Consider the following 13008-nt stretch of genomic DNA (forward strand, 5'->3'; position numbering starts at 1 on the left):
AACGGTTCAGTGTGTGGGGCCGCGGCGTCTGGCGCTGAGGTCGCGAAATCACGGAGCTAAGGGTTGCGACTAGGCACCTGTGCGTACGGGCTACGACCGCGCGAGGTGCGCCTTGACGTCGGCCAACTCCTGATCGTGCACCGAGTGCGCCAGCCCGGGGTACACCTTCTCTGTCAGAGTCGTGTGAGCCTCAAGCCACGCCGATGCCGCCGTCACGAGCGGCTCCGGGACCACAGCGTCGGCCGTGCCCCTGCCCCAGAAAACGGGGGGAAGAGCTTCGGCAAGGTGAGCATCGGCCGGTTGGGGCTCCGCAAGGACAAAGCCGCTCAGGATCACGGTGTCGGCGATGCGTTCGGGCCGGGTGCGCAGGAGCTGGCTCGCCATCATGCCTCCTTGCGAGAAGCCCACCGTGATGAGCTTCGCGGTGGGGGAGACGTGCTCGTCGACCCACTCCCACAGCGCTGCGGTGGCCGCCTCGATGGGGGCGGGATCGAGCCAGCGGCTGGTGTCGCCTTCGAGCGGAAACCAGGCCGCGGCGCCGTACCCCATGTCAAGGGGAGCCCGCACCGACGCCCACGGCGCATCCACGCCAAGGTACGGCGCGATGCCGGGGAGGTCGCGCTCGTTGGAGCCGTAGCCGTGCAGCAGGAGCACCACGGCCTCAGGTGTGGGTCGGGACGCCCAGTCGGGGCTGTACAGCGCTTCGAGGGTCATGACTCCAGTAAACCGTGAACCACGGCGGTGCCACTGCCACCCTGACCGGCCCGCGCGTGCCCGCCTACACTGGTCGGCATGACTGACACCGCGATCTCTGCCGACGTCGAAGCCGCCGTCCTCGAGGCCTGCCAGCGAGCCAAGGTCGCCTCGCGCTCCCTTGCCACCGCGACCAGAATCACCAAGGACGCCGCGCTGCACGCGATGGCCGACGGCCTGGTGGCCGATGCCGCGCGCATCGTCGCCGCGAATGCCAAGGATGTTGACCGGGAGCGAGAGGGCGGCATGAGCCCCGGCCTGCTGGACCGGCTGACGCTCACTGAGGAGCGCATTGCCACTATCGCGGACGCACTGCGCTTCTTGGCGTCGCTGCCTGATCCGGTGGGGGAGATCAGGCGCGGTTCGACCCTTCCCAATGGCCTGCGCCTCACCCAGAAGGCCGTGCCGATGGGCGTGGTCGGGATGATCTACGAGGCGCGGCCCAACGTCACCGTGGACGCGGCTGGCCTGGCGCTCAAGTCAGGCAACGCGGCCGTGCTACGCGGCGGATCGGCGGCTGCGGAGTCCAACGAGGTGATCGTGGCGGTGCTGCAGGATGCGCTCGAGTCGGTGGGCCTGCCCCGCGACTGCGTCCAGTCGATCGACGCCTACGGACGCGAGGGCGCCAGGGTGCTGATGCACGCGCGCGGGTTGGTGGACGTGCTGGTGCCGCGCGGTGGGCGCGGACTCATTCAGACGGTGGTGCGAGAGTCCACGGTGCCTGCGATCGAGACTGGCGAGGGCAATTGCCACGTGTACCTCGACGCGGATGCCCCGCTCGAACGGTGCATCGACATCGTGGTCAACTCCAAGACGCACCGGGTGGGGGTGTGCAACGCCGCGGAGACGCTGCTGGTGCACAAGGACGCAGAGGACAAGCTGCCTGCGGTGCTTGCGGCGCTTCACGAGGCGGGGGTGACGCTTCACGTGGACGACGCTGCGGCCGACCTCGCGCCGGACAACGTCCCCACCGTTCCGGCCACCGAAGAGGACTGGGCGACGGAGTACCTGTCCATGGACCTGGCCGTCAGGGTCGTGGAGAACATCGACGAGGCCATCGCGCACATCCGCCGCTATTCGACGGGCCACACGGAGGCGATCGTCACCGACGACATCAACGCGGCAGAGCACTTTGTGTCGCACCTGGACAGCGCAGCCGTGATGGTCAACGCGTCGACTCGATTCACCGATGGTGGCGAGTTTGGGCTGGGCGCGGAGATCGGCATCTCCACGCAGAAACTCCATGCGCGCGGGCCGATGGGCCTGGCCGAACTCACTACCACCACATGGGTGGTCTACGGCGACGGGCACGTGCGCGGCTAGTTGCTCGTTCGCTACGTGTAGCGCCCCGTGAAATACTGGGCGCAAGCGATACGTATGAAGGAGTCACTGTGAGCACGATCCTCATGGCCGCCGTCCAAGAGACGCACGCGGAGTCGTCGATTCCGCCGGCCGCCATTGGCCTGCTCGCATTTGCCGGACTGATGGCCCTACTCTTCATCACATACGCATTCCGGAGTGTGGGCACACGTCACCACGGTGAATAGCCCGCGCATCGGCGTCCTGGGAGGGACGTTCGATCCGATCCACGTAGGCCACCTTGCGGTGGCCAGCGAAGTTTGCCACGCCTTGAACCTCGACCGCGTGCTGCTGGTGCCAGCCTTGCGACAGCCCTTCAAGGACGCTGAAGGCGGCGCCAGCCCAGCGCAACGGCTTGAGATGTGCCGCCTGGCAGTCGCGGCCGACCCCCGGCTAGAGGTGTCCGACGTGGACGTCGTCCGCGGCGACACCACGTACACGGTGGACACGCTCACGGACCTCGCCGCGATGCATCCCGGTGCGGAGCTGTTCTTCATTGCTGGCGCCGACGCCATCGCCCGACTGTCCGAATGGCGCGAACCTGAGCGGTTGATCACGCTCGCAACGTTTGTCGCAGTCGCCAGGCCCGGTCACCCGTCGCCCGAGCCAGGGGCGACGCATCTTGTGGTCCATGCCCCCCAGATGGGGGTATCCTCAACCGAAGTTCGACGCCGACGGCGGACCGGTGCGCCAGTGCGCTACCTGGTCTCCGATACGGTGGCGGAGTACATCGTTCAGCACTCTTTGTATCTCGGAGGACCGGATGCCTGACGCGCCCCTGTCGCGCCGTGCACGCCGCGCCATGGGGGCCGAGGCCGCAGAGCGCGCGGCGGCTCAGAATGGCCCCACGCGTTCCTTTGCCGAGGGCATCGCTACCGGCGAGACTCCGGCGGTGGACACGGGCGGGCAGCCCTTCTCCCGCCGGGATCGCCGACGCATTGAACGCCTTGCGCGGCCCATGGAGAGTTGGACGGCCGAAGAGGAGATGATCGCTACCGGTCAGATCCCGGCCATGACTCCCGAGCGGATTGCCGAGCAGGAGCGGTTGGCGCGAGAGGCGGCCGAGAGGGCCGCGGCCGACGCGCAAACGGCGTCATCCGAGTTGCGGATCTTGGCGCAGCGGGATCTCGAACGCGGCCGCCCAGGCGAATCAGCCAACCCGCCCGCGCGCGTCCCGACGACCGACGTGCCGGTGGTGCAACCCGCGCCGCGGGCAGACCCAGACGCCCCGCTCGAAGAGCGCGCGATTGTGGAGCCCTATTCGCCACGCTTCGAGCTCGGCGAAGATGGTCAGCCATCCGTGGGGGACGAGTCGAAGTCCGTGGAGATTCCGACCGGTTTCGATCCAAACGCGAAGATCGAGCGCACTCCCGCTCCTACGAGCGCGGAGGCGCAGGCTGACGCCGTGCAAGAGGGGGATTCGGCCGCCGCCGCGCGCGAGGCGGAGGCGGCAGCGGCACGGGCCAAGGTGTTTGCGGAGCTCTTCCCGCCCGGCTCCTCGCAGGCTTCGTTGCTTGAGCAGGATCGACTGGCACGAGAGGCAGGCGCGTCGCAGCGCGAGGCTGGCGGGCCCCAGCGCGAGGCTGGAGCGCCAGAGAGCGCCGCCGCCGGGCAGCCAGAGCCGGATGACGACGAAGCGGAGCGACAGCGCGGGATCGAGGAGATCCGCCGACTGACGGAGGCCGCGATCAGCAGCCTTGAGAGCAAGGCGCAGTCGCAGCCAGAACCGGCCGAGACGGAAAGCGCCAACCGCTACGACATGCCTGCGGCCCAAGAGGGCGAGCACGGCTTCGCGGTGGCCGGTGCTCCGGCGTCGCGTCCCGAGCCCGAGCGTCCGCCAGCTGAGCCGTTCCCGAATCTCGGCGCACTCGCACCGCCCAGCGGTCAGTTCCCGACGACTCCCGCGTACCAGCAGCAGGCGCCGACGGCTCCGTCCACGCCGTCCTCCGGCACCGCACCGCACCACGCAACCTTTGATGAGATGTTGCGCACGCCGCCCACTGAGAGCCAGGCGCCGCACGTGGGCCAGCCGGACCCACAGCACGGGCAGGGGCCGTCGGCGTGGGGAACCCATCCGCAGGACGCGGGGCAGACGCCCCCTCGTGCCAACGCGAACGACTTCCAGCCTTTGGCCGACTCGCCGCAGCAGGAATCGCCCCCGCCGAGCGGTCAGTTCCCGACGACCAGTGGTCAGTTCCCGACCAGCGGACAACAGCAGGCGCCGAGCGGTCAGTTCCCGACGGCCAGTGGCCAGTTCCCGACGAGTGGGCAACAGCAGGCGCCGAGCGGTCAGTTCCCGACGACGAGCGGTCAGTTTCCGACCAGCGGGCAACAGCAGGCGCCGAGTGGCCAGTTCCCGACGGCCAGTGGCCAGTTCCCGACGACGAGTGGTCAGTTCCCGACCAGTGGGCAACAGCAGGCGCCGAGCGGTCAGTTCCCGACGACGAGTGGCCAGTTCCCCGTGACCGGCCAGATACGACGCGCTCCCGAATTGCCGCCCGTGGGCGGCGCGAAGCACTTCAAGTGGCTCCATCTGGCCGTGATTGGGGCACTGATGTTCTTGCTCGGCGTGGTTATCTACAACGTGGCGTTTGGCCAATGACGGCCACGCTCAGGGCCGTCGACCTCACCAAGACGGCGGCGCTCGCCGCCTCCGACAAGAAGGCAGAAGACATCCTGGCGCTCGACGTCAGCGCGCATATGCCTTTGGCCGACGTGTTCCTGCTGGCGACCGGCGCTAACGAGCGTCAGGTGGCCGCGATAGCCGAGGGCATTGAAGACGCGCTCCTGGCCACCGGTGTGAAGGCGATTCGCCGTGAGGGCATGCGCGAGGGTCGCTGGGCGCTCATGGACTTCAACGACGTCATCGTGCACGTGATGCATCAAGAGGACCGCGCCTACTACTCGCTAGAGCGCTTGTGGAAGGACTGCCCCGTCGTTCCCTTGCCCGCCAGCTCGTGAGGCGCCTGATCCTGGTCCGCCACGGCGAGACCGACTGGAACGCGGCGCACCGCCTTCAAGGCGCCGCCGACATTCCCCTCAATGACACGGGCCGCGCACAGGCTCGCGCGACGGCGCCGCTGCTGGCGCAACTCGCCCCCGTCACACGCATCGTCTCCTCCGACCTGTCGCGGGCCCGTGACACTGCCCGGATCATTGCCGACACGATGGGTGCGGAGGTCGTGACGGATCCGCGGCTCCGAGAGCGGTGCTACGGGGTGTGGGAGGGCATGGAGGAGTCGGTCAGGCGCTCGGAGCATGGCGAGGAGCACACCCGCTGGGAGCGGGGCCTGGAGCCGCGCGTGGAGGGCTACGAGGGTCACGCCGCAGTGGCCGAGCGCGCGCTCGCGGCGGTGGCGGAGCACGCTCACGCCGACGGCACCCACATGCTGGTCGCCCACGGTTCCACCATCCGGGTGCTGATGTGCGCGCTGCTGGGTCTGGAGCTGGGGTCCAGGTCGATCGGCACGCTGGGCAACGCCCGTTGGGCAGAACTGCATCACACAGGTGACGACGCCAGCGGGCACTGGGTGCTGCGCGAACTCAACGCGGTGGGCGATACGGTTTTGGCGTGATCTCCCTGGTTCTTGTGCGCCACGCCCGCACCGGCTACAACACGGAGGGCCGCCTGCAGGGATCGCTCGACGTGCCGCTGGGCGAGGACGGACTGGAACAGGCCCAGCGCGTGGCCAAGCGGGTGGTGGGGGAGTACGGGGCCGGGGTGGTCGTCGCGACGTCGCCCTTGGTACGCGCCGCGCATACGGCCGACGCCATTGCCGAGTTGGTGAGGATTGGTGCGGCCGAGCGCGACGACAGATTCACGCAGCGCCCCTACGGCGTGTGGGAGGGTCACACGTGGGCCCAGGTGCGCGAGCAGTGGCCGGAGGAGTACCGGCGCCGCCACGAGGGGCTCGACCCCGCCATTCCCGGCTGGGGAGACTCGGGCGAGGTGGCTGACCGTGTGGCCGCTGGCCTCAGGGACCGCGCCGCAGAGGCCGCCCGCACGGGCGTCAAGACCGTGGTGATCGTGAGCCACGGCAGCGCCATCATGCTGGGCGTGGCGCGCATCTTGGGCCTGCCGCTCACCCCGTCGCGGCTGGGGAATCTGCCGCACGGCGCGTGGAACGACCTGCGCTGGCACGGCGGCGACGACTGGCGGCTGGAGCGGTACCGCGTGGGGCGCTGAGTGCGCCTTCCGCATATGGTTGTGGTGGGCGTTTTGGCACGCCAAACGCCCACCGCAACCATACGGCGGGGTTGTTGGGTGGGGGCCGGCCCCCGCACGTGAGGGGCCACCGGGTTGAGTACAGTGGGAGTCACGCCCCTGGAGGTATGTGTGACAACGACGTCCCTGGCACGGCCGGACATTGACTCCAAGCGCCTCGCCGCGCTCGCGAGCATCGTGACCGGCACTGCGGGTGATCACCAGGTGCTCTCGCCGCTCGACGGGCGCCCGCTCGCGACCGTGCCGCGTTCCGGCCCTGCGGACGTGGACCACGCGCTTGCGGCCGCCCGCACCGCCCAGGCTGAATGGGCGAAGCGGCCCCTGCGCGAGCGTCGCGCCATCCTGAGGCGCGCTGGCCGCTTGTTCCTGGCGCACCGCGACGAACTCCTGGATCTCATCCAGCTCGAGAACGGCAAGAATCGCCTGAGCGCCTTTGAGGAAGTCTCGGATGTCTCGCTCACCGCGGCCTACTACGCGCGCCGCGCACCAGGCCTGCTGCGCCCCCACCGCAGGCGCGGCGCTATCCCGGTGCTCACGTCGGTGCGCGAGCACCGCGTGCCCAAGGGTGTGGTGGGCGTCATCAGCCCGTGGAACTACCCGCTCATGCTTGCGGTGGCGGACGCGATTCCCGCACTGATCGCGGGCAACGGCATCGTGCTCAAGCCCGACTCGGCCACGCCGCTGTGCGCGCTCGCAGCCGTGGAGATCCTCCGCGAGGCAGGCCTCCCCGCAGATCTGTTTGGCGTGGTGATCGGTGCGGGCAGCGAGTTGGGGCCGCGCCTGATCTACGGCGTTGACTTCATGATGTTCACCGGCTCCACCGCCACTGGCCGCGTTATCGCGGAGCACTGCGGGCGGCGGCTCATCGGCTGCTCGGCCGAGTTGGGCGGCAAGAACCCGCTGATCGTGCTCGCCGATGCCGACATCGACCGCGCGGCCCACGGCGCGGTGCAGGCATGCTTCTCCAACTCGGGCCAGTTGTGCGTGTCGATCGAGCGGATCTACGTCGAGGACGCGGCCTACGACGCGTTCGCGGACGCCTTCGCCCGCAGAGCGAGCGCGATGACGCTGGGAGTGGCCCTGGGCTGGGAGGCCGACATGGGCACCCTGACGTCGGCCGCTCAGCTTGACGGCATCAGCGCGCACGTGGACGACGCCGTGGCCAAGGGCGCCACGGTGCTTGCCGGCGGCAAGGCGCGCCCGGACATCGGGCCCTTCGTGTATGAGCCCACCGTGCTCGAGGGCGTGACCGACGACATGGAGGTGGCGCGTACCGAGACGTTCGGTCCCGTGGTGTCGCTGTATCGCGTGGCCGACGCCGATGAGGCTGTGCGGCTGGCGAACGACTCCCCGTATGGGCTCAACGCGGCGGTGTGGTCGCGGCGCAGGGGAGTGGGCGTGGCGCGGCGTGTGGCCGCAGGGACCGTGAGCGTCAACGAGGGTTACGCCGCCGCGTGGGGGTCGACCGACGCGCCGATGGGCGGGGTGAAGGACTCTGGCCTGGGGCGCCGTCATGGCGACGAGGGCCTGCTCAAGTACACGGAACCACAGACGGTGGTGCGTCAACGTATCGCCTCCTTGGCGCCGCCTGACCGCGTGAGCGATGAGACATACGCACGATTCATGTCGAGGGCGTTGGCCCTCCTGACAAGGGTGAGGCCGTAATGAAGGGAACTGACCTCGGGGGAGCCCGAGTGCTGATCACCGGCGCCGGGTCCGGCATCGGCCGGCTGATGGCTCTCGAGGCGGCCAGGCGCGGTGCCGCCATCGCGGTATGGGATCGGGATGCAGCGGGCGCCGATGAGACAGTGCGGCTGATCGCCGAGGCTGGCGGTTCAGCATCGGCCACCGTGATCGATATCACGGACCGCGCCGCCGTGGCCGCCGCCGCCGAGCGCGAGGGCGTGGTGGACGTGGTGATCAACAACGCCGGCGTGGTGACGGGCGCCACGCTGCTCGAGGCGTCCGACGAGGCCATTGAGCGCACGTTCCAGGTCAATACGCTCGCGCTGTTCTGGGTCACGCGGGCTTTTCTGCCAGGCATGATGGAGCGCAACCGGGGCACGGTGGTGACCATTGCGTCGGCCGCTGGCCTGTTGGGCGTCGCACGGCAAACCGACTACGCCGCATCCAAGGCCGCCGCGATCGGCTTCACTGAGTCGCTGCGCGCGGAACTACGCGGCGCTCGCTCCCGCGTGCGCACGCTGATCTTCATGCCGTACTACATCGACACGGGCATGTTCGAAGGGGTGCGCTCCCGCTTCCCGCTGTTGCTGCCGATCCTCGACGCGCAGAAGGCGGCGCGCCGCGTGATCAGGGGCGTCGAGCGCGGCACCCAGCAAATCATGACGCCCCCGATGGTGAGGACCGTGCCGGTGCTACGGGCGCTACCCGTGCGCGCCTTCGACGGCATGGCCGACTTCTTCGGCATCAACCACGGCATGGACCACTTTGTGGGGCGCGGACCTTCACGCTGAGACCGGGCCGGATGGCCGCCACCGATTGGATATTGAAGGCCCTTCTGGGCTACGATGACGGTCGCTCGTGTGAGCGCAGGGCCGCAAGGCCTTGGGGCTGTGGCGCAGCTGGTAGCGCACCTGCATGGCATGCAGGGGGTCAGGGGTTCGAGTCCCCTCAGCTCCACGTGGTGTGGAGACAGCACCGCTTGGAACCGTCCTTCGGGGCGGTTTTTTGCGTTGGTGGGCAGGCGATTCGACCCGTGGCGTTGATGCAAACGTCAGAATAGAGCGCGCACACCCTGGTCAAGTGCGCTAGAACGCGCTAATCTGAAGAAGACGTCAGAATACGAACGCGAACACCGCTTCTGTGGGCCGCCCCTCGGTAAACTGACGAAAACGTCAGATTGGACCCCTTCCATGACCTTGCAACGTCAGTCGCGTCAGTCGGCGGCGCAGCGCGCCCAGGAGCGGGGGGACCTGGCCGCCATCGTGGCGGCCCGCCGCCAGGAACTGGGCCTGAGCCAAACCGAGCTCGGTGACCTCGCCGGGGTGTCCTATCGCATCGTTCATCATCTTGAATCCGGTCGCGCCGATACCTCGCTCAAGCGCGTGATTGCCGTTCTTGAGACGCTCGGACTGCACCTGACCATCGAGCGCGGGGCGGCGCCCGACGTGCGCGCCGGCCACGACGTAGCCACGCAGTTCGGCCTCGAGGCCGACGCCGCACCACCGGCAGGGCCGCCAAACAAGGAGACGCCATGAGCGCCGTGCCCGTTGGTGCTGAGCCACCGCGCCCCCCTGCGCTGGAGGATCTCAAGACGCTCCCACGTGCAGCAGTCCTCCAGCAGGGCGCCCTGGCTGGACACCTGACACGAAACTCCCATGGCGGAGTGGACTTTGCCTACACGCAAGACTGGGTCGACTCAGGACGGGCGCCCATCGCGACCACCCTGCCCGTCACTGTCGCGCCCGTGGTCACCGCGGCAGGCGCGCTCCCGCCGTTCTTCTCCGGCCTGTTGCCGGAGGGAAGGCGGCTCAGCGCGCTGAGGCGAGCGACCAAGACGTCCCCCGATGACGAGCTGACGTTGTTGCTAGCCGTGGGCGCGGACACGGTGGGAGACGTGCAGGTGGTCGCCGACGCCTTGGGCGACACGCGCGTAGAGCCCCACCTGAGCGTCGGCGACTTTGCGACTGTGCGCTTTGCCGACATCCGTCAACACCTCGACATTCAGGTGGACCGCGTGGCGTTGCCCGGTGTTCAGGACAAAGTAAGCGCCAGGATGATCAACGTGCCCGTCACCGCGGCGGGCGCCACCGTGTTGCTCAAACTCAACCCTCCGGAGTTCAAGCACCTCATTGCCAACGAGGCGTTCTTCCTCAATGCTGCGCGTCTTGCCGGAATCCGCACGGTGGATGCGCGGTTGGTGTACGACGCGGTGGGCGAGCCAGGCCTGGTGGTCACCCGGTTTGACCGCGTGCCTGGCACGCCGCCCGGCGCGCGAGCTGTGGAAGACGGATGCCAAGTGCTCGGGGTCTATCCGTCCGCGAAATACGCGGTGACGACCGAGGCGGTCCTCGGCAAGCTCGCCTCATTGTGTGAAGCCCCCGTGCCGGCCGCCGCAGAGTTTCTGGCGCAAGCCGCCTTCGCGTACCTCACGGGCAATGGCGACGCGCACGCCAAGAACTTCTCGATCTTCCAAGACGAGACGGGACGATGGAAGCCGACTCCCGCATACGACCTTCCCAGTTCACAGCCGTACGGCGACACCACGTTGGCGCTCTCGGTGAACGGGCGGCGCGACGGCAACATCTCGGGCGCGGACTTCGTGGCACTTGCGGAGCATCTGCGGGTCAGGCCCAGAGCTGCTCGCGCGGTCATCGGTCGAGTCGCTGACTCTGCCGACGCATGGGTCGGCGAACTCGGTGAGTTGCCATTTGATCGCGGCATCGTGCACAAACTTGCCCGCGTGATCCGGCATCGGCAGGAACTGCTCAGGCTCGGGTGAGCCTGAGGCCCCTAAGCGCTCTGCACGCCCGCAGAGGCTCCAGTGGCGACCTGCGCGAGTTCACGACCGAAGCGGACGGCGTCCCACTCGGCCTGTTGCTTGAACTCAGCGGCTGTCTCGGTGAGTGCGTCGAGCGCAGGGTTGACGCCGACGAGGGTGAGGGGACGCCGCACGACGCGCAGGTCGAGTCCCCAGACATCTTCGAGGACGCGACGCAGCCACGCAGTCGAGTGGTCCCAGTCCTCTCGTGGTGCTCCGGGAGTGTAGTTTCCGCCGAGCACGGTGACGAGCGTGGCGGGCTTTCCTCGCAGGGCCGTGCCCTGCGGATCGATACGGGGGTCCGTGTAGGCAAGGTCGAACCAGGTCTTGAAGTGTTGCGAGACGCCGTAGTTGTACAGGGGCACTGCGAACACGAGGGCGTCGGCCTCGATCATCTCATCGGCGATCTCGGTCGCGAGGGCGCGTGCCGCGCGCTGGCGGTCGGTGCGCTGGGCGTCCTCAACGAAGGCCGACGTGACGGCGTCCGCCCACGCGGTTGCGGGCACCGGATCGACGGCGAGGTCGCGACGGACGACGCGCGACGCTGGGTCGGCGGCGAGCCATTCGGCCTCCACGAGGTCGGCAAGAGATCGGCTTGCAGAGGTCGTAGGCAAGATACTGGCGTCGAGGCGGAACAGGTTCATGATGTCTCCTTCGCGAATAGTGAGCCCCTATGGAAAAGCAAGTGACTAAGACGACTGTAGCACGGTAGAATCGAAACATGGCACCGATCGAAGACGACGCAGAGCACACGCACTGCGATGCGTCCGTGACTCTTGCCTTCACGGTGTTGGGCAAGCGCTGGAACGGCATGATCATCTCGGCGCTCGGCAATGGGGCCTCCACGTTTGGTGGACTTCGTCGCGCAGTAGGTGGCATCAGCGACGCGGTCCTGTCAGAGCGGCTCGCTGAACTCGCCGAGGCTCAGCTCGTCGATCGCGCCGTCGTCCCCGGCCCGCCCGTCGGCGTGTCCTATCGCCTCACCGACAGCGGCGAGCGCCTCCTGCCCATCCTCATCCAGCTGGGCGAGTGGGCATCCGGGAACCTCTCCGCCTCGCGGGGCGGGTAGCGCTGCGGCTTCTCGCGTTGCTAGGCGTCCGCGCCGAGCCAGGCGAGCGCGCCGCGCGCCGCGACGGCGCCCGTGCTGAACGAGGCCTGCAGCAGGTAGCCGCCCGTGGGCGCCTCCCAGTCGAGCATCTCGCCCGCGACGAAGGTGCCCGCGAGTCTGTGAAGCATGAGGTGCTCGTCCACCTCCGACCACGCAATGCCGCCCGCCGTCGAGATGGCGCGGTCGATCGGCATCGTCCCCGTCACTGCAAGCGGCACCGCCTTGACCAGCCTGGCCATGGCGTCGGCGTCGCTCGGTAGCGCGCCGCCGCTGGCTTCGCGGAGCAGGCTGGTGGCCGCGGGGTCCAGGCCGATCGAGCGACGCAGCCAGTTCGACGCCGAGTCCTTGGGGCGGCGGTGTTGGAGACGGTCGGTGAGCTGGTCGACGCCGAGGTCGGGACGAAGGTCGACCTCCAAGACGCACTCTCCGGCATCGAGCGCCTCGCGGATCGCGGCGCCGCTCGCGTAGACGGGCCCGCCCTCGATCCCCGTCTTGGTCAACATCGCGTCGCCGCGGCGCGGTTCCCCGGGCCAGCCCCGCACAGCAAGGGACACGTTCTTGAGGGGCGTGCCCGCGAACCGTACGGCGAAGACCTCGGACCAGTCGACTCGCACGCCCACGTTCGCCGCCCGCAGTGGAGTCACCTCGACACCGCGCTCTGCAAACAGGCTCACCCAACTGCCGTCCGCACCCAAATGCGGCCACGACGCCCCGCCCAAAGCGAAGACCACGACGTCGGCCGTGACCTCGCTCGTCTGGCCGCCCGCGTCGGTGATGAGGAGAGCGTCGGCCGGGGTGTGGGCATCGATGGCGCCTGAAGTGTCAGCCCAACCCGACCAGGACGTGCGCCGCTCGATCCGCACGCCAAGCTCCTCAAGCCGCGCCAACCATGCGCGGAACAGGGGAGTCGCCCTGAACGCCTGCGGGAACACGCGCCCGCTGGACCCCACAAACGTCGGCTCGCCCAGGTCGGCGCACCATTCGCGCAGATCCTCGGGCCCGAACACTGCGAGCATCGGCGCGATCCGTTCGGCCGAAGTGCCGTACCGCGTGACAAAG

The 13008-nt window shown here is 68.7% G+C and carries 15 protein-coding genes and 1 tRNA gene; 13 read left to right on the forward strand and 3 right to left on the reverse strand.

Features of this window, described 5'->3' with window-relative positions; all coding sequences use genetic code 11:
* Window positions 1-90: 90 nt before the first annotated feature.
* The gene (locus tag QZZ33_RS07860; protein WP_291379224.1) at window positions 91-714 is read right to left on the reverse strand and encodes a dienelactone hydrolase family protein; all 624 of its coding nucleotides are present in this window, start codon (window positions 712-714) and stop codon (window positions 91-93) included.
* Between the two features lie 78 nt (window positions 715-792).
* Between QZZ33_RS07860 and QZZ33_RS07865 the strand changes: the two genes are divergently transcribed.
* The 12 genes from QZZ33_RS07865 to QZZ33_RS07920 all read left to right on the forward strand — a co-directional run bounded on the left by QZZ33_RS07865 (window position 793) and on the right by QZZ33_RS07920 (window position 10802).
* Window positions 793-2076 (forward strand): glutamate-5-semialdehyde dehydrogenase, encoded by a 1284-nt coding sequence (locus QZZ33_RS07865; protein ID WP_291379225.1) that lies wholly within the window; start codon window positions 793-795, stop codon window positions 2074-2076.
* A 68-nt stretch (window positions 2077-2144) separates the two neighbouring features.
* A complete protein-coding gene (locus tag QZZ33_RS07870) occupies window positions 2145-2300 on the forward strand; it encodes a hypothetical protein (RefSeq protein ID WP_291379226.1) in 156 nt (51 codons plus the stop codon).
* Complete coding sequence (gene nadD, locus QZZ33_RS07875) at window positions 2272-2883, forward strand: nicotinate-nucleotide adenylyltransferase (protein WP_291379227.1); 612 nt, start codon at window positions 2272-2274, stop codon at window positions 2881-2883. The genes QZZ33_RS07870 and nadD overlap by 29 nt, the downstream gene beginning before the upstream one ends.
* Window positions 2876-4714, forward strand: coding sequence for a hypothetical protein (locus QZZ33_RS07880; protein ID WP_291379228.1), 1839 nt, complete (start codon window positions 2876-2878; stop codon window positions 4712-4714). The genes nadD and QZZ33_RS07880 overlap by 8 nt, the downstream gene beginning before the upstream one ends.
* Window positions 4711-5073, forward strand: a complete 363-nt coding sequence (rsfS, locus tag QZZ33_RS07885; RefSeq protein ID WP_291379229.1) for a ribosome silencing factor — start codon at window positions 4711-4713, stop codon at window positions 5071-5073. Before QZZ33_RS07880 ends, rsfS begins: the two co-directional genes overlap by 4 nt.
* Window positions 5070-5687: a histidine phosphatase family protein gene (locus QZZ33_RS07890; RefSeq protein ID WP_291379230.1), complete on the forward strand. Its 618-nt coding sequence runs from the start codon at window positions 5070-5072 to the stop codon at window positions 5685-5687. The genes rsfS and QZZ33_RS07890 overlap by 4 nt, the downstream gene beginning before the upstream one ends.
* Window positions 5684-6298 carry a histidine phosphatase family protein gene (locus QZZ33_RS07895; RefSeq protein ID WP_291379231.1) on the forward strand — a complete coding sequence of 205 codons (615 nt, stop codon included), beginning with the start codon at window positions 5684-5686 and terminating at the stop codon, window positions 6296-6298. Before QZZ33_RS07890 ends, QZZ33_RS07895 begins: the two co-directional genes overlap by 4 nt.
* A 150-nt stretch (window positions 6299-6448) precedes the next feature.
* Complete coding sequence (locus QZZ33_RS07900; RefSeq protein WP_291379232.1) at window positions 6449-8002, forward strand: succinic semialdehyde dehydrogenase; 1554 nt, start codon at window positions 6449-6451, stop codon at window positions 8000-8002.
* Entirely contained in the window at window positions 8002-8814 is an 813-nt protein-coding gene (locus QZZ33_RS07905) for an SDR family oxidoreductase (protein ID WP_291379233.1), read from the forward strand. Before QZZ33_RS07900 ends, QZZ33_RS07905 begins: the two co-directional genes overlap by 1 nt.
* Window positions 8815-8907: 93 nt before the next feature.
* A tRNA-Ala gene (locus tag QZZ33_RS07910) sits at window positions 8908-8980 on the forward strand.
* A 233-nt stretch (window positions 8981-9213) separates the two neighbouring features.
* Entirely contained in the window at window positions 9214-9558 is a 345-nt protein-coding gene (locus tag QZZ33_RS07915; protein ID WP_291379234.1) for a helix-turn-helix domain-containing protein, read from the forward strand.
* Window positions 9555-10802, forward strand: a complete 1248-nt coding sequence (locus QZZ33_RS07920; RefSeq protein WP_291379235.1) for a HipA domain-containing protein — start codon at window positions 9555-9557, stop codon at window positions 10800-10802. Before QZZ33_RS07915 ends, QZZ33_RS07920 begins: the two co-directional genes overlap by 4 nt.
* Before the next feature lie 11 nt (window positions 10803-10813).
* On the opposite strand, the gene QZZ33_RS07925 is transcribed toward QZZ33_RS07920, so the two are convergent.
* Entirely contained in the window at window positions 10814-11485 is a 672-nt protein-coding gene (locus tag QZZ33_RS07925) for an NAD(P)H-dependent oxidoreductase (RefSeq protein ID WP_291379236.1), read from the reverse strand.
* Window positions 11486-11562: 77 nt separating this feature from the next.
* Here QZZ33_RS07925 and QZZ33_RS07930 point away from each other — a divergent pair, with 77 nt between their 5' ends.
* The gene (locus tag QZZ33_RS07930; protein ID WP_291379237.1) at window positions 11563-11910 is read left to right on the forward strand and encodes a helix-turn-helix domain-containing protein; all 348 of its coding nucleotides are present in this window, start codon (window positions 11563-11565) and stop codon (window positions 11908-11910) included.
* A gap of 20 nt (window positions 11911-11930) precedes the next feature.
* Here QZZ33_RS07930 and QZZ33_RS07935 read toward each other — a convergent pair.
* On the reverse strand, window positions 11931-13008 hold a 1078-nt coding region (locus QZZ33_RS07935), incomplete at its 5' end, for a TIGR03862 family flavoprotein (protein ID WP_291379238.1).

Source organism: Demequina sp., from assembly GCF_016278775.1.
In the GTDB taxonomy this organism is placed as follows: domain Bacteria; phylum Actinomycetota; class Actinomycetes; order Actinomycetales; family Demequinaceae; genus Demequina.